Genomic DNA, 21,611 nt, shown 5'->3' with positions numbered 1-21,611 from the left:
CGCGAGAAGAAATGAGGCCCATGAGCACGGTCAGCGTCCGCTACATGGTCGACGACGTCGACACCGCCATTGCCTTCTACACGACTCACCTCGGCTTCGCGCTCGAATCGGACGCCCGTCCCGCGTTCGCCGCCGTCACCCGCAGCGACCTGCGGCTCCTGCTCAGCGGCAAGGCCAGCTCCGGCGCGCGACCGATGCCCGACGGGCGCCAGCCTGTCCCCGGCGGCTGGAACCGCATTCAGCTGCCCGTGGCCGATCTCGCCGCCGAGGTGGCCCGGCTCCGCGCGGCCGGGCTGCGGTTCCGCAACGACATCGTGAGCGGAGTCGGTGGCTCCCAGATTCTGCTCGATGACCCGTCCGGCAACCCCATCGAGCTCTGGCAGCCTGCCCGTTGAGGGCTCCTCCGCCGGGCACGTCGCCTCGGACGCGCTCGCCGAGCGCGTGGCCGCCTGGCCGATCATCATGTTCGTGGGGCGTGCTAATGTGCGCCCGGGTCATCGCTCCGGCGCACACGGTTCGAGCACGACCACGGGAGGTACGACCATGACCAAGGGCGCGTGTCTATGCGGAACGGTCCGCTACGAGATCGACGGTCCGTTCCATGCCATGCTGCACTGCCACTGCTCGATGTGCCGCAAGTTCCACGGCTCGGCGTTCGCCACGGCCGCTGTCGCGCCGCTCTCGGGCTTTCGCTGGCTCGCCGGCGAGCACGCCATCCGCGCGTCGTGCGCGAGCCGTCATCGCTCCTTCTGCACCACGTGCGGCTCGGCCACGCCGCTGCTCGCCCCCGAGCGGCAGTTCGCCCTTGTCCATGCCGGCAGCCTCGAGGGCGATCTCGGCATCGCGCCAGAGTTTCACCAGTTCGTCCGCTTCAAGGCCCCCTGGTACACGATCACGGATTCCCTGCCGCAGTTCGAGGAGTGGCCGCCCCCGAGCCAGGCGCCGGTCGTCTCGCGCCCCGCGGTCCCGCCCAGAGAGGGCGTCACCCAGGGGAGCTGCCTGTGCGGCGACGTCGCCTTCGAGCTCGACGGCGCGCCCCTCCGCATGATGAACTGCCACTGCTCGCGCTGCCGCCGCGGGCGCAGCGCCGCGCACGCGACCAACGTCTTCGTCGCCCTGGACACGTTCCGATGGGTCCGCGGTGACGCGCAGGTCGCGAGCTACAGGGTGCCCGAGGCGCGGCGCTTCACCGTGGCGTTCTGCACGCGCTGCGGCGGCGCGGCGCCGCGGCTGTCGCCCGAGCACGGCTTCGCCGTGGTGCCCGCGGGCACGCTCGACACCGATCCCGGCGTCCGCCCTGAAGCCCACATTTTCACCGCCTCCAGGGCGAGCTGGTTCCCGATCACGGGCGACCTGCCGCAATACGCCGAGCTCCCGCCCCAGGCCTGACGACGAAGAGCGAGGCTATCACGGTTCGTCCCGCGCGACGCAATGCGCCGCGGAGGAGAGAATTTGAACCACAGAGGCACAGAGGGCACAGAGGAGAGAAAGAGAGTCAGAGAGATGAATCATCAGTTCTCTCCTCTCTCGCCTCTGTGCCCTCTGTGCCTCTGTGGTTCCTTGTCTCTCTCGTGAACCCGAGCACTCAGCCCGTCACTTCGCGCCCGCGAGCTTCAGCACCGCGGCCCGCTCGACGTCGGTCGGGTCGCGCTGGCAGTCCTTGCCGACGCCCTGCAGGGCGTCGAGCTGGCGGACGAGATCCCCGGGGTCCACGCTCAGGCAGCCCTCCTCGAACTCCGAGCACTCGGCGACGGAGAGCGCGGTCCCCGCGACGTAGCGGCAATCGGGGTCCTCGGGCGGGTACCTCAGGAAGGTGGAGGCGTGGTCCACGAGGCACGCGGCGTCCGACGGCGTGTTCGCCTTCTTGCAGCGCGCGGCGGCGATGCGCGCCATCCGCTCCAGGTCGGCGGCCGGGTACGTGCGGACCCGAGGGGGAGCGGGCTGCGCGATCGCGTCGCCGGCGGTCCGCGGGCCCGCGGCGGGCTGCGCCGCTTCGGAGCACGCGCACGCGAGGAAGGCGCACGCGACGACGAGGACGAGCAAGGAAGATCCCTCGGGCCTCATGCAGCGACACGTACCACGCCCGCTCCGGCCCCCGCAATCCAGCGCGCCCCCCTCCGGCTCCCGCAAGCCAGCCCCGGCGCGCGGGTTCGGGTATCCTGGCAGCCTGATGCGTATGCGCCGCTCCGATGCCGCCGATCCCCCCGGCGCCCACCACCACCGCCTGGCCGATCCCCCCGGCGCCCACCGCCGCCGTGACCGCGCTGACAAGGGCGACAGGCGTCGCGCCCACACCTGCCCCGCCGGCCGCGCGGCGAGGTAGAACGAGCCCCAGTGAGCAAGGAGAGAGACGTGGCTGGCGCGATGTCCAACCGAAACGATGCGCGGAGCGGCGCGCCCACCGCCCTGGAGCTCACGGTGTTCGCCGGGGGCCGCGTGACCCGGCACCCGCTGCCGGCCGAGGGGCGGGTGTCGCTCGGCCGCTCGAAGGAGAACGACGTCCCGATCGACGACAGCTCCGTCTCGCGCCGGCACGCGATCATCCACCTCGGCCCGCGGATCGCGATCGAGGACCTCGGGAGCGCCAACGGCACCCGCCTGCGCCGCGAGCGCAGCGCCGGGCCGACGACCAAGCTGCTCGAGCTCCAGCTCGAGCCGGGCAAGACCATGGAGCTCTCCGTGGGCGACGCGGTCAACCTCGGCTCGGCGCTCATCGTGATCGTGCCGCGCGAGGGCGCGACGAGCGCGGCGCCGGGCCAGGGGCCGGGCGAGCCCATCGTGATCGACCCGGCCATGCAGAAGCTCTACGCGCTCGCCGAGCGCGTGGCGGGCTCGCCGATCACCGTGCTCCTGCTCGGCGAGACGGGCGCCGGCAAGGAGGTGCTGGCCGAGCACATCCACCGGCGGTCGCCGCGCGCGCAGGGGCCGTTCCTGCGGCTCAACTGCGCGGCGCTGTCCGAGTCGCTCCTGGAGAGCGAGCTCTTCGGCCACGAGAAGGGCGCCTTCACGAGCGCCGGCCAGGCGAAGCCCGGCCTGCTCGAGACAGCCGAGAAGGGCACCGTGCTGCTCGACGAGGTGGGCGAGCTGCCGCCCTCCATCCAGGTGAAGCTGCTGCGCGTGCTCGAGGACCGGAAGGTGATGCGCGTCGGAGGCCTGAGCCCGCGGCCCATCGACGTCCGCTTCCTCTCGGCAACGAACCGCGACCTCGCCGCCGAGGTCAAGCGCGGCGCCTTCCGCGAAGACCTGTTCTTCCGGCTGAACGGCATCGCGCTGACCCTCCCGCCGCTCCGGGCGCGCGTCGCCGAGATCGCGCCGCTCGCGCGCGCGATCGCCGAGCGGACCGCCGGCGCGCTCGGGCGCCGGGCGCCGGCGTTCGCCCCCGAGACGATCGCCGCCCTGGAGGCGCACCCCTGGCCCGGCAACATCCGCGAGCTGCGCAACGTCATCGAGCGCGCGGTGGTGCTCTCCGGCGGCGACACGGTGCTCCCGGAGCACCTCCTGCTCGACGCGGCCGCCACGCCCCCCGCGGCGGCTCCCCTGGCGCCGACCCTGGACACGAGCCTCGCGCCCGCCGCGGCGACCGCCAGGGCGGACGAGGACGCTGGCGCCGCGCGGTCGGGCCAGAGCGCGGGCGACCTGCGGCGCGAGCTCGACGCGATCGAGCGGCGCCGGATCGTCGACGCGCTGGAGCAGTGCGCGGGCAACCAGACGCAGGCCGCAGCGCTCCTCGGCATGCCCCGCCGCACCTTCGTGGCCCGGCTGGACGCCTACGGCATCCCGCGGCCGCGCAAGCGCAAGAGCAACGACTGACCCGGAGTCCCGGGGAGCCGCCTCGTCGTGTACGAGGCGCGCCGCACGGGCTCTTCGTCACCCACCGCGAACGGCTCAGCCGCGACCTGCTCGCCTTCGCGCAGGGCTGAGCCGCCGCGCCCGCGGCGTCAATTCGAGCCGAGGAGCCTCAGCAGCTCTTCGCGCTCGTAGTCGGTCGGCTCGCGATTGCAATCCTTGCCGGCGCTCTGCAGGGCCTCGATCTGATGATCGAGATCCTTCGGATCCACGCTCTGGCACCCCTCATTGAAATCGGAGCACTCGGCCACAGAGATCGCCGTCCCGGACACGTAACGGCAATCCGGATCCTCGGGCCGGAACTTGAGGAACGGGGCCGCCTCGTTGAGGAGACACGCCGAGTCCGAGGGCGCATTCGCCTTCTTGCAGCGCGCGGACGCGACGCGGGCCACCCGCTGCAGCTCCTCCTTCGGGTAGCTGCGGGCCCGGGGACGAGCAGGGGCCGGCGCGGCCGCGGCCGGAGCCGGCGCACCAGCGGCCATATCGGACCCGCCCATCGAGGACGAGCGCTCCCCCAGGCCTTCCGGCGTCGAGGGAGACAGCGGTGAGGAGGACGCGCACCCACAGGCGAGGAGCGCGGTGACTGTGATGAGAAAGCTTCCCCCAACCTTCATAGGCGACACATATCACACCTTGGCTCGCGCCCGCAATGCATAGGTCGCGCGCCGCGCGGCGGTCCATCGCCCTCGTCGGCGGGTAAAGAATTGCAGTGCGGGCACCCGCAGCTCGCCGTCGCGCCCGACGCACGACGTCTACCCCGACCGCGCTCCGGGCCGCGCGCGCCCCGGCGGTGCGCCGTCCCCGACCAGCGCGCCGCGCGCTGGAAGCGCGGCGCATCGGCGCTCGACGGCTCGCGCAGGACCGCACGCCGCGCTTGCGCAGGTCCTGCTCAACCCGCGCGGGGGACACTCGAACCGCGGCGCCGCGGCGCGATCACGCCCTGGATCCGGCCTCGATCCCCGTATCCTCACGTGGCACAGCGCCTGCAAAGCCCCGGTCGCCGCGCGCAGCCGCCGCCGACACGGCAGGAGAGCGCGCAGGCAACCCTCGAAAGGAAGCCCTCCATGGTACGTGCATTGTTTTCTTCGGTGGCCGTCTCGTTGCTCGTTGGTTGTGTCGCGGCGCCCGCAGGAGAGATGGCCGCGCAGGACCTCCTGCCGGCGAACGCGTGGGCGTCAGGCGCGGAGCTGTCCGGCTGTCCGCAGGATGAATGCCGGGTGGACGAAGGACCGGTCATCATCCCGGACGTGCACCCAACCGATCAGGGAGATGATCTCGACATGAGCGATGAATCGGACAGCGGCGAGCCGGAGAACACCATCGGAGACCTCGTGCCGGACGGCACGGAGGTGCCGATCCAGACGCAGATCCCGGTCGACTCGAAGCTTCGCTTCCTCGATCCAAGGACCAATGTATCGCTCCTCCAGGTGGCGGTGACGGGCTCGAACCCTCCCCCCAACTACGCGGCCAAGGTCGAGTACTGGTCGAGGGTCAGGCCCCTGAAGACGTCCTTGATGACCCTGGTCTCGGTCGGGTTCACGAACCGCCCGGGAACGCCGGGGTACCCCGGGGAGCTCCAGGACTGGCTCTCCGGGGGCAGCGTCATCGCGACGGCCCAGGAGGTGTCGTCGCAGCAGTGGGCTCAGGGCGTCTACGTGCCCGAGTCGCCGAACAGCGCGCTCTACTGGGCTGTCGATCCGGATCAGCCGACAACACACCGGATCGGCCTGCTCGTGGAGCGCGGGAGCGCCGACGAGCTGCTCAGCATGACCTGGTACAAGATGAAGCAGCCCATCAACGGGCTGATCTTCCAGAAGACCCCGAGCAAGCTGGCCTTCACGCAGGTGTTCGCTGGCGACGACCCGTCGACCGATCCGAGGCAGATCGACCCTCAGGCCACCTGGTACCACTACCATTGCATCACGCGGTAGGCGTGAGCTGCCCGCGCGCCTGAAGCCGCCTGAGGCGCGCCCGGACTGGCCTCCTGCGCCGGGCGGCGGCCGGCCGCTCACCCGGGCAGCGAGCGCGCCAGCCGGAACCCCATCCCCCCGAACCGATCCCCGGGCTTGCTCGCGAAGCGCGCCGCCGCGCGGCAGAAGTTCGGCGACGTCGACCACGCGCCGCCCCGCGCCGCGCGGAAGTCCGGGTCGCCGTCGTCGGCCGGATCGAGCAGCACGACGCCCTGCTCGGTCCGCGGCCCCTCGCGCTTCCACGCGTTGATGCACCAGTCCCGCACGTTGCCCGCCGCGCCGCGCAGCCCATAAGGGCTGTCGTCGAGCGGGAAGTCGTCGACGGGGCGGCGGCCGGCGACGCCCTCGTGGCTGCCCAGCATGCACGCCCAGGTCGGCTCCAGGAAGTCGCCCCAGGGCACGCAGCGGCCGTCGACGCCCCGCGCCGCCTTCTCCCGCTCGAGCTCGTTCAGGAGGCGCCACGGCGCGCCCGTCTCGGCGGCGTACCACGCGGCGTAGCGCATCGCCGCGCGCCAGTGGACGAAGGCGACAGGCATCCTCGGCTCCTCCTGGACGTCGGTCGGGATGCACCCGAGGCGGAAGCGCCCGTCGTCGCACCGCTCGAAGCGGAGCGAGTCCGGGCCCGCGCCCGGGACGGCGCGGCCCAGCGCGAGGCGCGGACAGCACTCGATCGCCTCGTCCTCCCGCCCGGCCGCGACGAGCGCGTTGAGGAAGGCGAGGTACTCGGCGTTGGTCACGGGGTGCCTTCGGACGACGAAGCCGTCGCACCAGAGCCGCCGCCGCGGGAGGCTGTCCCCGGCGTCGGGATCGCCGCCGGCGAGGAACCAGCCGGCCGGCACGTAGACGTCGTCCTCGCCGAGCTCGCCGAGCCGGAGCAGGCGGACAGGGCGCGGCGCCGCCTCGCCGGGCCGGACGCCGTCCCAGCGCCGCCCGCGCTCGATCAGCACGGGATACGAGGCCTCGTGGTGCCCCGGCGCGCGCAGCTTCAGGAGGTAGCTGCCGCGCGGGAGCGTCACCTCGAGGGGCGCCGGGCCGAGCTCGCGCGCGGGCTCGGGCGCGAGCCTGCGGTCGCGCTCGACGTAGCGGTGCAGGGAGACCTCGGCCCCCGCGGGGTCGGTCGCCAGCGCGAGCGCGCCGTCGCCCGCGAGCAGCACCGCGTGGCGGCCGCGGTCGTGCTGCCGGAGGAGCGCCTCGGCGCGCGCGGCGGCCCGCGCGTCGCGCGCCTCCTCGGCCTCGACGAGCTCCTCCGCGTAGTGGTCGGCCAGCGCCTCGTGCGCCTCGCGGAGGTCCGGCGCCTCGTTCAGCGCCGAGCGGAGGAGCTGCATCCACTCGATCTGGCCGAGCGACGCCGCCCGATCGAGGCGCTCCGCCTCGTCCTCGAGCCGCCACCCGCGCGCCTTCTGCTCGGCCGGGTCGAACGAGCTCAGGCCGTCGAGGATCGCCCGCGCCTCGTCGCGCAGCGCGCGCGCCCGCGCCCGGGTCGCGGCGAGCTCCGGCTGGATCGCGCGCGCCTTCGCGACGATCGCGAGCGCGCGCTCGCGCCGCCGCGCGCCGTCGAGCCAGCTCCGGACGTCGGCCGCGAGCGCGCCCGCGTCGGGGTACCGGGCCTCCGGGGCGAGCGCCATCGCGCGGGCGCAGATGGCCGCGAGCTCCGCGGGGACCTCGTGCGGGGCGAGCGCCTCGACAGGCCTGAGCCCGCCGGAGAGGAGCGCGCTCCAGACGGCCGCGAGGTGGCCGTCGTAGGGGTGGCGCCCGGCGAGGATCTCGTGGAGCACGACGCCGAGCGCGTAGACGTCGGCGGCGGCGCCGAGGCGATCGCCCTCGCCGCGCGCCTGCTCCGGGGCCATGTAGAGCAGCGTGCCGAGCACCTCGCCGGGCTGCGTGAGCGGGGCCGCCTCGATGACGTCCGCGCCGTCGGCGCCCTCGGGCGACCCGAGCGCCGGCGCGGCGGGGCGCCCGAGGCCCCAGTCCATCACGAGGACCTCGCCGAACTCGCCGATCATGACGTTGGCCGGCTTGAGATCGCGGTGGATCACGCCGCGGCTGTGCGCGTAGGCAACGGCCTCGCAGACGCGGAGGAACGTGTCGATCGCCCGCCGCAGCGCGGCGGGCGAGAGGCTCCCGCCGCCGGCCGCGTACATCTCGGCGATGACGTCGCCGAGCGTGCGCCCGCGCACCTCCTTCATCGTGAACCACAGCCGCCCGTCGGCGAGCGCGCCGCAGTCGTGCACGGGCACGATCCCCGGGTGCTGGAGGGCCGCGGTCAGGCGCGCCTCGGCGAGGAAGCGGGCGCGATCGGGCGTGGCGTCGCACGCCTCGGTCGACTGGATCTTCATCGCGAGGACGCGCCCCATGATGCGATCGCGCACGCGGCGCACCTCGCCCATGCCCCCGCGCCCGATGCAGCCGAGGTCCTCGTAGCGGTCCTCGGCGGAGAGGCGCTCGGGCGCCGTGACGGAGATGGGCGGCGGCTCGCGCGACGAGGGGCTCGGGGGGGTCACGCGCAGCCGGAACGTGACGTCCGTCGTGGCGTCCGCCGGCGACGCGCCGCCGGCCGCGGCCGCGGCCGGCGCGCACGCGGTCTTCGTCCGCTCCATCTCCTCGCGCTGGCTGCGGTTCATGCGCCGTCGACTCCGCGGATCGCGCCGGGAAGCTCCCCGAGGCGAGGTCCGCGGCGACTCTATCGTCCGCTCGCGCGGGCCTCAACCCGACGGGGCGCTCGGGCGCAGCCGAGCAAGCGCGCCGCCCACGGCGGCCACCGCGCCGAAGAAGCGCCCGCGGCGTCCTGGCGCGCTTCTGTCCAGCCCCGGCGCCAGGCCGGGTGTCCAGCGGGACGCCGGGGCCGCCGGTGAGGCCGAGCACGAGCGAGTCGCTGGCCTCGTGGGCTCGTCCCCGAGACCCGTTGGCGCAGGCGAGCCCCTGACGAGATCGAGGGCCAGGTGCAGATAGACGTGCTCCGTGCGCCTGTAGACGAGCCCGAGATCGATCACGCCGATCCATCACCTACAGACACGCACTTGGAAGCAAACGACGCTGCTCGGAGCCATCGCGCAGCGCCGGAGGGCGCTCTATACCTCGACACTGCCCGCTTGACCGATGTACTCTGCCAAGTCGGATGGCCCAGCCAGACAGCACGACCAGCACGCTCGACGACTTTTTCTCGCATTGCATGGAGCTGGTCTTCATCGCCGGCGAGGGCGGTAGGCTCCTCCGGATGAGCCGCGCGCTCACCGAGGCGATGGGCCCCGAGCTCCTCGACGCGGGCTCGCAGGCGGAGATCGGCCAGCTGGTTCACCCCGAGGACAGGGCCTCGTTCGACGAGGCGTGGGAGCACCTGCGCGCCGCGGCGAAGCCGATGGACGTCGTCCTGAGGATGAAGACGGCGGACGGATCGTTCAAGTGCTTCCAGTGCACGGCGCGATGGGTGCCCGAGAAGGAAGAGGTCTATGGAGCGCTCCGCGACGTCGAGGAGCGGATCAAGAGCGAGATCCAGCTCAAGCTCCTCCGGGCGATCAACGACCATCTCCCTGTCTGCTTGTGGGCGATCGACAGGAAGGGGATCTTCGTCCTCCACGACGGGAAGGGGCTCGATTCCGCCGGGCTCAAGCCCGGGCAGTTCATCGGGCTCAACCTGTTCGACCTCTACCCGGAATCTGGCACGGCGGTGCTGCGCAAGGCGCTCGACGGCCAGATGTCCTACTTCGTGAACGAGATCGACGGCGTCCACTGGGAGGCCTGGTACCTGCCCATCCTGAACGATCGCGGCGAGGTCACCCACGTCGCGGGGGTCACGCTCGACATCACGCCCGCGAAGCGCACCGAGCAGGAGCTCCGCGCGAAGCTCGATCTCATCGAGCGGCAGCGGCAGGTCATCCGCTCGCTCTCGACGCCGATCATCCAGGTGTGGGACCGCGTGCTCACGCTGCCCCTCATGGGCATGTTCGACAGCGCGCGCGCCGCCGACGTGATGGAAGGGCTCCTCCGCGAGGTCGTCCGGACGCAGGCGCGCTACACCATCGTGGATCTCACCGGGATCGAGGCGATGGACACCGAGACGGCGAACCACCTCATGAAGCTCACCGCGGCCATCAAGCTCCTCGGGGCCGAGGGGATCATCACGGGGATCCACCCCGCGATCGCCCAGACCATCGTCGGCCTCGGCGTGGATCTCTCGTCGATCGAGACGCGCTCGACGCTGCGGCAGGGGCTCGAGTACTGCATTCGAAGGATGGGCCGCGAGCGCTGATACCGCCGCTCGCCGTGGCCGTCCGCAGGCCGTGAGCTCGCGCACCGGATCATCAACACAGGATCCGTGAGCTCGCGCACCGGATCATCAACACAGGATCCGTGAGCTCGCGCACCGGATCATCGACACGGAGACCGAGCCCCGCGGCCGCGGCGAGCCGGGCGCAGAGCGCGCCGCGGTGGCGGACGGTCTGACAGCGTGCGCCGACGTCACCGGGGAGCGCCGCACAGGCGACGGGTCCGCACGTGCGCTGGACCTGTGGAGTTCGAACATCAGGAGTGTGACATGAGTCCTGGCGCAGCAACACCGAAACTCGCGCGCCGGCCGCGAACTTCGCTTGACGGATTTGTTAACACATTTGTACAATGATCTTTGATTCTCAGCGACGTGGGGGCATTCAACGAATGGAGTGAGTTCCATGAGCACGAACAGCGGTGGTCTCAGCAGTTTTCTGCGTCGTGTCTTTCCTGTCGTCTCCACGCTCGCGCTGGCGGGCGCCGTCACCTTGACGCTCGCGCGGCCCGCCGAGGGCACGCGCTCGAATGGTCTCCCGGAGCTCAAGGCGCTCCAGGAGATCGAGCAGCTCGAGTACTGCTACGCGGCCGGGACCGACGCGATCGGCGGCGGCGATCTGGCGAAGGGCAAGCAGATCTTCTCGAGGTGCTTCACGCCGAACGCCCCCGTCTTGATCTGGGAGGCCGGCGCCGCTCCGGGTGATCCGCCGGTCGTGTCGGTGCCCAGCGCCGAGGCCTGGGCCGACTTCATGGGCGTCCTGTTCGCCGAGTCCGGCTACGTCGACACGCAGCACCTGATCAGCAACATCCGTATCGACATCCTCCCTGGCGGCAACCGCGCGAAGATCACCTCGTACCTGATCGCGACGCACATCGTCGACCCGCTGGGCAGCGTCCAGGTGGCGCACGGCACGTACGAGAACGAGGCGGTCTGGACGCCCTCGGGCTGGAGGCTCAGCAAGCGCACGTTCCGCACCAAGGCGTTCATGCCCCTCGAGGCGCCGGCCCCCTGAGCGGCGCCGCGAGCGCGTGAGGGCGCGCCGTGGCCGCTTCACGGACTCGATGGATCCGCAGGCACGGACTCGCGGACTGCGGCCTCCAGCCCCCATCTCCACCGCAGGCCGGGCTAGCTCGGCGTCAGCAGGTTCCGCGCCTCCGTGCGCAGCACGACCGCCTGCCCGAGGCTCTGGATGGCCTCGGCCGGCACGTCGAGGAACCCCGCCTGGAAGATCCCGTGCTGCACGCCGAGCACGTCGGCCGCCTCGGCCCGGAGCTTGACCCGCACCCCCGCCAGCTTGAACGAGTCGCTGTCGAGGTAAAGCTGCTCCACCTCGCCGATCACGCTCCCCTCGGCGTCGACAACCGAGTGCCCCCGCACATCCTGCTCGTACGTCAATCGCATGGCGCTTGCTCCGCGCCGGGGGCGAAAGCACGACGCAGGCCACCTGGCCGCCGCCGCGCCGTGTCCCGCGCGCGCACCGCCGCGAGGGCGCCGCGATCAGCCCGGTTGCTGGTAGGGGCGCGCGTCGAGCGGCAATTCGAGGGTGAAGGTGGTCCCGCGCTCCGCGCTGCTCTCCAGCGTCACCCTTCCTCCGTGCGCCTCGGCGCACCCGTGCACGAACGTGAGGCCGAGCCCCCACCCCCGCTGCCCGCCCGCCACGGCGGCCCTGGTCCGGACGAACGGCGCGAACAGGCGAGCCTGGTCCTCGGGCGCGATCGGCGGGCCCTCGTTGTGCACCGCGACGGCGGCCCGGTCCGAGGTCTTCTCGACCGTGATGATGACCGGCGCGCCTGTGGCCCCGTACTTGAGCGCGTTGCTCGCCAGGTTCGAGATCGCGCGGCGCAGCTCCCCGGCGCTCCATATCCCCTCGACGCGCGCCTCTCCCCGGAGGGCGACGCGCTGGTCATGAAAGGACGCGAGATCGTCGATCACCTCGCGGGCGATCGCGACAATGTCGCACGCGCCGAGCAGCAGCGGGAGCCTGTGGCCGGCGCGGAGCCGCTGCACGTCGAGGAGCGTGCGGCTCATCTCGTCCATGCGGCTCATGCTGCGAAGGATCTTTTCCGCGAGCATCTGCACGTTGTCCGCTGGCCGGCCGATCTTGATGAGCTCGGCGGCGTACATCGCCGCGCTCATCGTGCTCCGCAGGTCGTGGGTGATGAGCGACATGCACTGCTCGCGGACCTGCTCGAGCTCGCGGACCTGCGTCACGTCCCGGTAGAGGTTCATCGCGAGCGCCACCCGCCCCTGCGCGTCGCGCACGACGCCGCCGCTCAGGACGATGTGCCGCACGGCGCCGTCCGGGCGGTGCAGGAGCACCTCGTCCTCGTCGGCGAACGGCTCACCCCGCATCACCCGCGACAGCACCTCCTGCTCGAAATCGAGGGGCGTTCCGTCGAGATGCCTGAAGTCGCAGCGGCGGTAGTCGTCCAGCGTGGGGCGCGCGCCGGAGAGACCGAGCTTCGCGCGGCCGGCAGGGTTCACGAGGACGACCTCGCCGGTGGCGCCGAACACCGCGACGCCCTGGGACACCACGTCCAGGAGCGCCCTGAGCTCGGCCGCGCTCTGGTTCGCCCGGTCCGCGAGCTCCTGCTCCCGGATCCCGGCGACGATGAGCTTCTCGTTGGCCTCCTGGACGTCCCGGGCGGCCTGGGCCTCGCGAGCGCGCGCCATGACCTGCTCCGTTGTGTCGAGGATCTGCACGACGAGCCCGCGCTGGCGAGCCCGCTCGTCGAGGAGCGGCGCCACGATGGCGGTCCCGTGGAAGGCCCTCCCCCCCGGGCGCCCGAGCGCGACGTCCGCCGCCATGTCGGTGACGCCGTCCCGGAACACGCGATCGAGCAGCGCCCTCAACGCCTCCGCGCCCTGGAACAGGCTGGGGAAGCTCACCTCGGCAGGCAACTCCGGCGACATGACAGGCAATCCGCAGAACGCGGGGTTCGCATAACGGACGATGTGCTGCTCCGTCACGGTCAGGAGGGTCGGGAGCAGAGATCGCTCGACCGCAGGCCTGTATCGGTGGATGAGGTCCACGTCTGGGTCAGGCATTTGCGCTTCCTCACCCCTGCACAGCGTGTACATCATCCAGGTGTTCCCTTGTCTACTGTCCGAGCGGTCGGGCAATCGACCTGTATAGCACGCTCCCGTTCTCCTGGACCTCGATGAGGTAGTTGAGCTCGACCAGGCGGGCCAGCGCCCGCGACAGCGCGGGAAGCTCCATTCCGGTCGCCTCGGCGAGGCGCTCGGCCGTCGCTTCGCGCAGCGCCAGCGCCTGGTCGAGCACGGCGCGCTCCCTGTCGATCAGCCCCGGCAATCCCGCCGGATCGAGGCGCCGCGGGGTCGGCACGCCCGTCAAGAAGCCGCGGTAGCCGGTGATCGGCTCGGTCACCCGCATCCCGCTGGACGTGATCTCGTAGGCGTGCAGATACGGGCTGTGCTGGCTCCGGCGCATCTTGGCGACGGTGAGCACCTTGCGTAGCTGGCCGTCGATCTCGGCATAGCGCAGCAAGATGATGTTGTGCGCCAGGAAAGAGACGGTGTGCGGGCTGAAGTGGATCTTGTCGAAGGACTCCGTCACCTCGACGGTGAGCAGGATGCTCACGCCGCCGCCCGTCAGCGCCCCGATCATGCGGTACAGCGACTCCCGGAAATCCTCGCGGAAGCCGGGCGACAGCGCCAGCTCGAGGCCGTTCAGGGAGTCGATCACGAGACGCCTGGCGCCGATCTGCGCCACGGCCTGCTGCACCTCGTGGAGGATCTCGTCGGCGGAGAGATCGAGCAGCCTGAAGTAAAGCAAGCGGAGCTGCTGCTGCCGCGCCATGGCCTCGAAGTCGACCCCCATCTCCTTCGCCCGCGCGACGAACTCTTCCGGGTGCTCCTCGAAGAGGGCGAGGACCGCTGGCTCCCCGTGCCGGACCCCCTCGGCGGCGAACTGGATGCTCACGGCCGTCTTGCCCGTCCCCGACGGGCCCGCCACGAGCGTCGCGTCGCCCGTGATCACGCCGCCGCCCATCATCTCGTCGAGGCCGGGCACCCCCACGGAGACGCGGCGCCTGGCGGAGTGCTCTGCTGTGACCGGGAGCCGCGACATCGTCCGCGGGAAGACCTCGATCCCCTGCTGGCTGATGCGGAAGGTGTGACGCCCCGGGATCGCCGCCTGCCCCCTCATCTTTATCACCTCGATCTTGCGGACGGCGGTGTTCCGCTCCTTGTTGTGCGTGAGCCAGAAGATCCCGTCGGCGATGGTGAAGACGGGGTTGCTGTGCATCTCGCTCTCCTCGTACTCGCCGACCAGGAAGGAGGTCACCTGCCAGCTCGTGAGGTGGAGCGCGAGCCGCTGCAAGAAGGCCTGAAGCTCCATATCGCCCCCGACGTACGAGCGCATCACCGTCCGGAAGGAGTCGACGACCACGATGGCGGGGTTCGTCTGCTCGACGTGCTTCACGATGCTGTCGAGCAGCGCGGCGGGGCTCTCCGACATCACCTCGCGGCTCAGGTCGATGAAGCGGATCACCGTGCCCACCTTCTCGGGATCGAAGAACCCCATCTGCTGCTGGTAGCGCAGCATCTTGAGGGACGGCTCCCCCAGGACGGTGAAGTAGAGGGCAGGTCGCTCGGCCGAGGCGTTGGCGAACGTGAGCTGGTGGACAAGCGTCGTCTTGCCGGCGCCCGGCGGGCCGGCGACGAGGTTGAACGAGTACTCGGGGAGCCCGCCGCCGAATACCTTGTCAAGACCAGGGATCCCGGTCGACAGGAGCTTCAGACCCATTCTCTCTCCGTCCCTCATGGCACCTAGGCCTCCTCCGCGCCGGGGCGTTCCCCTTCTCCGGGCAAACCCGTCCAGCCCCTGCGCAGCAGGCGGAAGGTGAGGTCTTCACCGATGAAGCTGCAGAGCAAGGAGATGACGTTGGCGAGGAGCACCGCCGCGGCCGCGCCCGCCTGCGCCGCTCCATCGCGCTCGATCAGCTCGGACATCCCTGTCATCACGACGGTGTCTCCGCACGTCACATGGCAGGCGTCGAAGCCGGGGCAGGCCCGCCGGGTGAGGTGAACCGCGCGGGTCACGACGGCCTGGAAGCCGAGCGGCCCGATCACGGTGGACATGACCTGGTGGAGCCGGCGGAAGGCGCCCTCGATCACCGCCGCGACGTCGGCCGGCGCCTCCCGGCCGGCGATCTCGTGCTCGATGATCCGCCGCGACAGCGCGCCAGCCCTGGCGTCGGGCGCGCTCACGTCGCGTTCCCGCGGCGGCCTGGGGCCGTCCCCCGCCGCTTCACCCGGCGCTCCGACGGCAGCCTCGCGATCCCCGTCAGCAGCCCCTCGGCGGTCTCCTGCGGTGCGAGCCCCCGGATCCCCTCGCCGCCGATCTCGTACTGACGGATGGAGTGGTCGTGGGCGGTCTCCCGCATCTTCAGGATCGACAGGATTCGCCTGAGGACACCCTGGAGCTCGACATGACGGAGGAGGATCACGTTCTCGGCGAGCACATCGAGCGGGGAACCGGCGAAGTCGAGCTCCGGCCCCCACCACCCAGGCCGAAGGAGCGCGCCTTGGCGACCAGGTGCTAGCTGCGCAGGGCGGCTGTCGCCTGAGGTCGCAGCCCCGCCGGGCGCGGCCGTCTGGCTATCTCGGCCTTCCGGGGCACGGACGGGGTGGCGTCGGCCCTCCAGGGCTGGAATCGCGCGTCCTTCCACATGACGAGCCCGCCCGCCAGGGGCTCGTCGGGGGCCGCGCCGTCCTCGGAGCGCAGCCAGACGAGCGGGCGCGCCTCGAAGACGGGCTTCGTGCACGCGATGTCCTCGAACGCCGCGGACCAGGAGCCGGTGTTCCCGAAGAACACCCCGTCTTCCCAGCTCCCCTCCGGGCTGTGGGTGTGCCCGAAGATCACCGCCTTCGCGCCGTGCGCCGTGGCCACGAGCCGCGCCGCCCGGTTCACGCCCTGCCAGACAGCATCGAGCGTCGGCTTCGGCACCGCGCGCTCGTACGCGACGAGGAGCGTCGGGGCGAGCAGCGCCGCCGCCGCGAGCCCCTCGGGCATCCAGCACAGGCACGCGAGCGCGGCGAGGATCCCCGCCAGCGCGAGCCCGAGGCGGTCGAGCCAGAGCTCGCGCGCCACCCGGCCGAGGCAGTCCTCGGCGGGCCGCGCGAACAGCCGCGCGTGCTTCGCCACCGCGGGCAGCGGCGCCCCCGTCTCGCGGGCGGCCGCGCGGAGGCCCGCGCGCCGGAGCGCGCGGCGGCACGGGTCGCGCCGGCGCGCGAGCTCGACCATCGTGCGGAGCGCGCCCACGGCGAACGCGAGCACGAGAGATCGACCCGAGAACAGGTAATAGCGCGCCCAGTGCGCGAGGTAGCCGAAGCCGGAGAGCATGAACGACGAGTCGACGTGCGGGTTGAAGTACCCCATGCGCGACACGAGCAGCCGGCTCACCAGCGAGCCCATGGTGGGCTGGATCTCGCCCGGCTTCCGGCCGAACGGCGCCATCGGGTAGCGATAGCTGCAGTACGCGTCGTACTGATTGCCGTGCTCGACGATCACGCCGTCCGTCGTGCGGTGGAACCAGGCGCGGAAGACCACCCGCGCCTCGAGCGCCGCGCGGAGCGCTTCGCCGGGGCGAGCGGGAGCACCGCTGCCCTGGGCGGAGCGCGCGTCGAGGGCGGCGTCGACGATGCGCCGCTTCACCGCGTCGCGCACCTCGGGCAGCGTGAGCTGGATGTCGTGGTTGCCTGCCACGAAGACCACTGTGTGCCCGTCCGCGACGACGCGGCCGACAGCGCCGACGAAGATCGGGTGATCGCGCAGGATGGCCTCCATCGCTGGCACGGCGTGCTCGGCGGTGCGCGGCAGGTCGTGGACCACGCTCTCGTTGTCGATCACCCGCGGCGCATCCAGGTCGAAGATGTCGCCGTTCAGGACCAGCGTGAGCTCGTCACGCGCCGAGCTGAGCCCCCCGGAGCCGCCCGTCCCGCTCCGTACTTCGCCCCGGAGCGCGTCGAGCATCGCCGCGATCTCCCCGTCCGGGGAGTACGGCGCCTGTCGATAGCGCATCCAGAGCCCGGCGGTCGGCTCGAGCTCACATAGATGGATGTCTGAGATGGCCACCGTGTGATGCATCGGCGGGGAAACTGACATGTCCACGTTTCCACGCCAGCCACGGGACGGTCAAGACTTGGTGTCACCCGCTGTCGTGCCCGCCCTGAAGCGGTGCGCCCGGAGCGTGCTTGGAGGCGCGAACACGCCTCGCACACGCGTTCGCCACCGTGCATTCCTGTGAATGTCGCGGGTTCGCCACGTGCGTTGTCGGCGCGCCGGGCGCAGGGAGCATTGAGCCCTTCCTTCGAGGATTCTCATCGAGCGAGCCCCCGAGTGCGCTGCCCACCATCGGTTGGGGCTCCATCGAATCAGCCCACACGCCGTTGGGGTCGCCCCCGGTGGGTCGCGTCCCGCACGTTCGTCGAGCGCCCCGACGGCCTCGGCGGTGAAGCCTGGTCGCCTTGGTCGCGCGTCATCTCGGTCGCCGCGTCGCGTCGGTCACGTCGGGTTTCTTCCGCGGGAGGGTCGCGAGCGTGCTGTTCTGCCTGGGGGCGGGCCTGCGCTCGCTGCGCTGGGCTCTGGTACGATGCACACTGTGGGGCAAGGCCGATGCAGCCCGGCGACGCTGGGTGGACTGCTGAGCCCGTGGGGTGTTCCGCGAGGGAGAAGGGATCATGTCGACGCATTTCATCGGCGGCAGCTGGGTGGCCGGCGCGGGGGAGCCGTTTGCGAGCCGGAACCCGGTGACGCAGGAGGTCGTCTTCGAGGGGCGCGCCGCTGCGCAGGAGCAGGTGGACGCGGCCGTCGAGGCGGCGCGCGGCGCCTTCAGGGCGTGGCGCGATCGCGGCTTCGAGGAGCGGACGGCGCTGGTGAAGCGGTTCGCGGGCCTGCTCGGCGAGCACAAGGCGCGGCTCGCCGACGTGATCGGCCGGGAGACAGGCAAGCCGCGCTGGGAGGCGCTCACCGAGGTCCAGACGATGATCGGCAAGGTCGACGTCTCGCTCATGGCCTACAGGGAGCGGACGGGCGAGCGGCAGGCCGAGGCGGGCGACGCGACGGCGGTGGTGCGGCACCGGCCGCACGGGGTGGTCGCTGTGTTTGGTCCTTACAACTTCCCGGGCCACCTGCCGAACGGCCACATCGCCCCGGCGCTTATCGCGGGCAACTGCGTGGTCTACAAGCCGTCGGAGCTCGCGCCGAGGGTCGCGGAGGAGACCGCGCGCCTGTGGCAGGAGGCCGGCGTCCCGCCGGGCGTGCTCAACCTGGTTCAGGGGGCGAAGGACACAGGCGTCGCGCTCGCCGGCCACCCCGGCATCGACGGCCTCTTCTTCACGGGGAGCTCCGCGACGGGCAACGCCCTGCACCGCCAGCTCGCCGGCCATCCGGACAAGATCCTCGCCCTCGAGATGGGCGGGAACAACCCGCTGATCGTCCAGGAGGTCTCGAACGCGGAGGCGGCGATTCACCACATCCTTCAGTCGTCGTTCATCTCGGCGGGCCAGCGGTGCACGTGCGCCCGGCGCCTTCTCTTGCCGTCGACGCCGGAGGGCGACGCGCTGCTGCAGCGCCTGGCCGACGCGGCGAGCCGGCTCAAGGTGGGCAGGTACGACGACGCGGAGCAGCCGTTCATGGGCGCGGTGATCTCGCTCGCCGCCGCGGACCAGCTCCTCCGGGCGCAGGCGCGGCTGATCTCGCTCGGCGGCAAGGTGATCCTCGAGATGCGCCGGCTCGAGGAGGGGACGGCGCTCCTCTCGCCGGGCATCATCGATGTATCCGGCATCGACGATCTCCCTGACGAGGAGTATTTCGGGCCGATCCTCCAGGTCCAGCGATATGGCAGCTTCGATGAGGCCATCGCGCTGGCGAACCGCACGCGTTACGGCCTCGCGGCGGGTCTGTTCTCCGATCGCAAGGACCTTTACGAGCAGCTCTGGCGTGAGGCCCGCGCGGGGATCGTCAACTGGAACAAGCCGCTGACGGGCGCGTCGAGCGCCGCGCCGTTCGGCGGAATCGGCAGCAGCGGCAACCACCGCCCGAGCGCGTATTACGCCGCCGACTACTGCGCCTATCCCGTCGCCGGCCTCGAGGCGCCCAGCATCAACCTCCCCGCCCAGCTCGCGCCGGGGATGAAGCTCGGCTCATGACCCCCCGAAGCCGGCTCGACCTGGCCCCCCCCCGGATCGAGACAGGAAGTTACGTCGACGCCTTCTCCTTGCCCAGCTCCACCGGAATCGCCGTCAGCCCCCGCACCCCCGGGTTCATCCGCCAGGTAAGCCCCCCGGAAGCGAGCGCCGCGTCCGGGAACCGCCGCAGGAACATGGAGATCGCCGCCTGCGCCTCCATCCGGGCCAGCGCCGCGCCCGCGCAGTAATGGACGCCCAGCCCGAAGGAGATGTGGCGGATGTCCGTGCGGTGGAAATCGAGCCGGTCCGGCTCGGGGAACTGCGCCGGATCGCGGTTCGCCGCCCCGAGCACAAGGAAGGCGCGATCGCCCTTCGGGATCGTCACGCCGTCGAGCTCGATGTCCTCCAGCGCCATCCGGCTCATCCACTGAACCGGGGAGTCGTACCGGAGCAGCTCCTCGACCGCCGGCCCGAGCAGCATCGGCGACGCGCGGAGCTCGTCGCGCGCGGACCGGTCGAGCAGCAGCGAGAGCAGGCCATTGCCGATCAGGTTCTTCGTCGTCTCGTGGCCGCCGAAGAGCAGCATGCAGCACGTCGAGAGCAGCTCCTGCTCGCCGAGGATCGTCCCCTGCTCCTCCGCGACGATGAGCTGGCTGAGCAGGTCGCTCCCGGGGCTCTGCCGCCGGGACGCGATCACGCCGCGGAAATAGTCCTCCAGCTCGGCCACGGCGGTCAGCGCGCCGCCCGCGATCTCGAGCGTCGGCCGGCCCGCGCCGAGGAACCCGCCGAGCGCGTTGGACCAGCCCTTCAGCTTGTGGCGGTCCTCGGCGGGCACGCCGAGCACCTCGCCGATCACGAGCAGCGGCAGGAGGTCGCCGAGGTCGCGCAGCACGTCCATCCGCCCCGCCGGCGCGACAGCGTCGAGCAGATCGCTGACCAGCGCCTCCACCCGGGGGCGCAGCCCCTCGACGAGCCGCGGCACGAACGCCTTGTTGATGAGCGAGCGAATGCGCGTGTGCTCCGGCGGATCGAGCAGCAAGGCCCACGACGCCAGGTTGCGGCGCAGCGGCTCGAGCCGCTGCCGCACCTCCTCGGGCAGCTTCGTCACGAAGGCGCTCGAGCGCTTCGCCGACAGGCGCGGGTCGCGGAAGCCCGCGGCGACGTGGTCGTAGCGGGTGACGAGCCAGCCGTTGTAGCCCGCGCTGAAGTACACCGGCGCTTCCTGGCGCAGCCTGGCGTACACGGGGTACGGGTTCGCGAGGGTCTCCGGCGATTGAAGGCGGAAGGGGTCGAGATCGGCGTCCGTCGCCGGAGTGGCCGCGGGCGTTGCGTCGGGCTTCGGTGCGTCGGGCGAGTTCATCGAGCCAGGCTACGACGGTCGCGGCCGCTTGGGAACCGGCGCGGCCACCCCCGCGCTCGTCCGACACCGCGCGCCGCGGGGCGGCTCCCCGCCCCGCAGCCCGCGCGGGGTGGCTACGCCCAGAGCTTGATGCCGCCGAGCAGGCCGGCGACGTTGTCCACCACGACAACGTTCTCGGGCAGGCGCGAGGTGTCGAGCAGGCGCGCATTGCCGCCGCCGAGGTAGAGCTTGCGGTAATTGAAGATCGGCTCGATCTGCGCGATCATCTGGCGCACGCGCTCGTTCCAGCGCTCCGGCCCGATGCGCTTGCACTCGGCGTCGAACACGCGGTCCTCGTACTTGAGGTCCCGCTTGCCGTAGGGGTGGTGGCCGAGCTCGAGGTTCGGCACGTAGTGGCCGTCGATGTACAGGGCGCAGCCGAGCCCGGTGCCGAAGGTGAGCACCATCTCGAGCCCCTTGCCCTCGATGACGGCGAGCCCCTGGATGCCCGCGTCGTTGGCGACGCGCGTCGGCTTCCCGAGGCGGCGCTCCACGGCCTCGGCGAGCGGGTAGCCCTTCCAGCCCTCGTTGTCGAGGTGCGGCGCCGTCTTGGTCACGTTGTCCATCACGACCCCGGGGAAGCCGATCGACACCCGGTCGAACTCCCCCTGCGCGCGGGCGAGGTCCGCGATGACGTCGAGGATGGGCTCCGGCGAGGCCGGCTGAGGCGTCGGCACGCGCACGGGATCCGTCATCGGAGTCCCCTGCTCGTTGAGGATGGTGGCCTTGATCCCCGTTCCGCCGATATCGATGCAAAGCGTGCGCATGAATTCCTCTGTCTCCTCCCGGAGAGCTGCCTCCGGGGCTGCCGCGGGCGCACCTGCGCCCCCGCGATCGCGGCGGCCATCATCTTGAGCTCTGGCGGAGTGTCAACTGGAGCCGCAACGCGCCCCCCGGCGCGGGCTCCGCCCCTCTGCTCCGGCCGCCGGCGCGCCCCCCCCCGAGCGCGCCCGAGGCGCCCTCGCCGCGCCCCGCAGCGCCG

General features: G+C 71.7%; 18 protein-coding genes. 7 read left to right on the top strand and 11 right to left on the bottom strand.

What is annotated here, in order from left to right; genetic code table 11:
* The first annotated feature begins 20 nt into the window (after positions 1–20).
* On the top strand, positions 21–395 hold the full coding sequence (locus WMF42_RS03805) for a VOC family protein (protein ID WP_061606298.1): 375 nt from the start codon (positions 21–23) through the stop codon (positions 393–395).
* A 148-nt stretch (positions 396–543) separates the two neighbouring features.
* Complete coding sequence (locus WMF42_RS03800; RefSeq protein WP_437690221.1) at positions 544–1,389, top strand: GFA family protein; 846 nt, start codon at positions 544–546, stop codon at positions 1,387–1,389.
* A gap of 204 nt (positions 1,390–1,593) precedes the next feature.
* Here WMF42_RS03800 and WMF42_RS03795 read toward each other — a convergent pair whose 3' ends face one another.
* Positions 1,594–2,064 carry a hypothetical protein gene (locus WMF42_RS03795; protein ID WP_061606296.1) on the bottom strand — a complete coding sequence of 157 codons (471 nt, stop codon included), beginning with the start codon at positions 2,062–2,064 and terminating at the stop codon, positions 1,594–1,596.
* Positions 2,065–2,364: 300 nt separating this feature from the next.
* Here WMF42_RS03795 and WMF42_RS03790 point away from each other — a divergent pair, with 300 nt between their 5' ends.
* Positions 2,365–3,810 (top strand): sigma 54-interacting transcriptional regulator, encoded by a 1,446-nt coding sequence (locus WMF42_RS03790; RefSeq protein WP_061606312.1) that lies wholly within the window; start codon positions 2,365–2,367, stop codon positions 3,808–3,810.
* Positions 3,811–3,938: 128 nt separating this feature from the next.
* Here the strand turns inward: WMF42_RS03790 and WMF42_RS03785 are convergent, their stop codons facing one another.
* On the bottom strand, positions 3,939–4,328 hold the full coding sequence (locus tag WMF42_RS03785; RefSeq protein ID WP_437690219.1) for a hypothetical protein: 390 nt from the start codon (positions 4,326–4,328) through the stop codon (positions 3,939–3,941).
* A 798-nt stretch (positions 4,329–5,126) separates the two neighbouring features.
* Between WMF42_RS03785 and WMF42_RS03780 the strand changes: the two genes are divergently transcribed.
* Positions 5,127–5,777 (top strand): hypothetical protein, encoded by a 651-nt coding sequence (locus tag WMF42_RS03780; RefSeq protein WP_437690217.1) that lies wholly within the window; start codon positions 5,127–5,129, stop codon positions 5,775–5,777.
* A gap of 77 nt (positions 5,778–5,854) precedes the next feature.
* Here WMF42_RS03780 and WMF42_RS03775 read toward each other — a convergent pair whose 3' ends face one another.
* A complete protein-coding gene (locus WMF42_RS03775; protein ID WP_437690215.1) occupies positions 5,855–8,437 on the bottom strand; it encodes a bifunctional serine/threonine-protein kinase/formylglycine-generating enzyme family protein in 2,583 nt (860 codons plus the stop codon).
* A 494-nt stretch (positions 8,438–8,931) separates the two neighbouring features.
* On the opposite strand from WMF42_RS03775, the gene WMF42_RS03770 reads away from it, so the two are divergent.
* Both WMF42_RS03770 and WMF42_RS03765 read left to right on the top strand, forming a co-directional pair.
* On the top strand, positions 8,932–10,062 hold the full coding sequence (locus WMF42_RS03770; RefSeq protein ID WP_437690213.1) for a PAS domain S-box protein: 1,131 nt from the start codon (positions 8,932–8,934) through the stop codon (positions 10,060–10,062).
* Positions 10,063–10,480: 418 nt separating this feature from the next.
* The gene (locus WMF42_RS03765) at positions 10,481–11,089 is read left to right on the top strand and encodes a nuclear transport factor 2 family protein (RefSeq protein ID WP_437690212.1); all 609 of its coding nucleotides are present in this window, start codon (positions 10,481–10,483) and stop codon (positions 11,087–11,089) included.
* A gap of 113 nt (positions 11,090–11,202) precedes the next feature.
* Here the strand turns inward: WMF42_RS03765 and WMF42_RS03760 are convergent, their stop codons facing one another.
* The 6 genes from WMF42_RS03760 to WMF42_RS03735 all read right to left on the bottom strand — a co-directional run bounded on the left by WMF42_RS03760 (position 11,203) and on the right by WMF42_RS03735 (position 17,176).
* Complete coding sequence (locus tag WMF42_RS03760; RefSeq protein WP_155798096.1) at positions 11,203–11,478, bottom strand: PRC-barrel domain-containing protein; 276 nt, start codon at positions 11,476–11,478, stop codon at positions 11,203–11,205.
* Between the two features lie 96 nt (positions 11,479–11,574).
* Complete coding sequence (locus WMF42_RS03755; protein WP_437690209.1) at positions 11,575–13,125, bottom strand: ATP-binding protein; 1,551 nt, start codon at positions 13,123–13,125, stop codon at positions 11,575–11,577.
* A gap of 52 nt (positions 13,126–13,177) precedes the next feature.
* Entirely contained in the window at positions 13,178–14,845 is a 1,668-nt protein-coding gene (locus tag WMF42_RS03750; protein ID WP_063815702.1) for an ATPase domain-containing protein, read from the bottom strand.
* A gap of 23 nt (positions 14,846–14,868) precedes the next feature.
* Positions 14,869–15,309, bottom strand: coding sequence for a hypothetical protein (locus tag WMF42_RS03745; RefSeq protein ID WP_061606290.1), 441 nt, complete (start codon positions 15,307–15,309; stop codon positions 14,869–14,871).
* Positions 15,306–15,563: an RAD55 family ATPase gene (locus tag WMF42_RS03740; protein ID WP_061606289.1), complete on the bottom strand. Its 258-nt coding sequence runs from the start codon at positions 15,561–15,563 to the stop codon at positions 15,306–15,308. The genes WMF42_RS03745 and WMF42_RS03740 overlap by 4 nt, the downstream gene beginning before the upstream one ends.
* A gap of 77 nt (positions 15,564–15,640) precedes the next feature.
* Positions 15,641–17,176: a hypothetical protein gene (locus tag WMF42_RS03735; protein WP_437690207.1), complete on the bottom strand. Its 1,536-nt coding sequence runs from the start codon at positions 17,174–17,176 to the stop codon at positions 15,641–15,643.
* 605 nt (positions 17,177–17,781) lie between these two features.
* Here WMF42_RS03735 and astD point away from each other — a divergent pair.
* Positions 17,782–19,251, top strand: a complete 1,470-nt coding sequence (gene astD, locus WMF42_RS03730; RefSeq protein ID WP_061610766.1) for a succinylglutamate-semialdehyde dehydrogenase — start codon at positions 17,782–17,784, stop codon at positions 19,249–19,251.
* A gap of 49 nt (positions 19,252–19,300) precedes the next feature.
* On the opposite strand, the gene WMF42_RS03725 is transcribed toward astD, so the two are convergent.
* Both WMF42_RS03725 and WMF42_RS03720 read right to left on the bottom strand, forming a co-directional pair.
* Positions 19,301–20,590 (bottom strand): cytochrome P450, encoded by a 1,290-nt coding sequence (locus tag WMF42_RS03725; protein WP_437690205.1) that lies wholly within the window; start codon positions 20,588–20,590, stop codon positions 19,301–19,303.
* 113 nt (positions 20,591–20,703) lie between these two features.
* Positions 20,704–21,396, bottom strand: a complete 693-nt coding sequence (locus WMF42_RS03720; RefSeq protein WP_061610765.1) for an ROK family protein — start codon at positions 21,394–21,396, stop codon at positions 20,704–20,706.
* Positions 21,397–21,611: the final 215 nt, after the last annotated feature.

Source organism: Sorangium sp. So ce176 (assembly GCF_051519835.1).
GTDB classification, from domain to species: domain Bacteria; phylum Myxococcota_A; class Polyangia; order Polyangiales; family Polyangiaceae; genus Sorangium; species Sorangium cellulosum_G.
The sequence above is the reverse complement of the archived record's forward strand: the minus strand, read 5'-3'. Positions and strand labels throughout refer to the sequence as shown.

Bases quoted from the DNA above. Each gene is read 5' to 3' on its own strand.
- WMF42_RS03805 (WP_061606298.1), top strand. From the start codon at position 21: ATGAGCACGGTCAGCGTCCGCTACATGGTCGACGACGTCGACACCGCC.
- WMF42_RS03800 (WP_437690221.1), top strand. From the start codon at position 544: ATGACCAAGGGCGCGTGTCTATGCGGAACGGTCCGCTACGAGATCGAC.
- WMF42_RS03795 (WP_061606296.1), bottom strand. From the start codon at position 2,064: ATGAGGCCCGAGGGATCTTCCTTGCTCGTCCTCGTCGTCGCGTGCGCC.
- WMF42_RS03790 (WP_061606312.1), top strand. From the start codon at position 2,365: ATGTCCAACCGAAACGATGCGCGGAGCGGCGCGCCCACCGCCCTGGAG.
- WMF42_RS03785 (WP_437690219.1), bottom strand. From the start codon at position 4,328: ATGGCCGCTGGTGCGCCGGCTCCGGCCGCGGCCGCGCCGGCCCCTGCT.
- WMF42_RS03780 (WP_437690217.1), top strand. From the start codon at position 5,127: ATGAGCGATGAATCGGACAGCGGCGAGCCGGAGAACACCATCGGAGAC.
- WMF42_RS03775 (WP_437690215.1), bottom strand. From the start codon at position 8,437: ATGAACCGCAGCCAGCGCGAGGAGATGGAGCGGACGAAGACCGCGTGC.
- WMF42_RS03770 (WP_437690213.1), top strand. From the start codon at position 8,932: ATGGCCCAGCCAGACAGCACGACCAGCACGCTCGACGACTTTTTCTCG.
- WMF42_RS03765 (WP_437690212.1), top strand. From the start codon at position 10,481: ATGAGCACGAACAGCGGTGGTCTCAGCAGTTTTCTGCGTCGTGTCTTT.
- WMF42_RS03760 (WP_155798096.1), bottom strand. From the start codon at position 11,478: ATGCGATTGACGTACGAGCAGGATGTGCGGGGGCACTCGGTTGTCGAC.
- WMF42_RS03755 (WP_437690209.1), bottom strand. From the start codon at position 13,125: ATGCCTGACCCAGACGTGGACCTCATCCACCGATACAGGCCTGCGGTC.
- WMF42_RS03750 (WP_063815702.1), bottom strand. From the start codon at position 14,845: ATGGGTCTGAAGCTCCTGTCGACCGGGATCCCTGGTCTTGACAAGGTA.
- astD (WP_061610766.1), top strand. From the start codon at position 17,782: ATGTCGACGCATTTCATCGGCGGCAGCTGGGTGGCCGGCGCGGGGGAG.
- WMF42_RS03725 (WP_437690205.1), bottom strand. From the start codon at position 20,590: ATGAACTCGCCCGACGCACCGAAGCCCGACGCAACGCCCGCGGCCACT.
- WMF42_RS03720 (WP_061610765.1), bottom strand. From the start codon at position 21,396: ATGCGCACGCTTTGCATCGATATCGGCGGAACGGGGATCAAGGCCACC.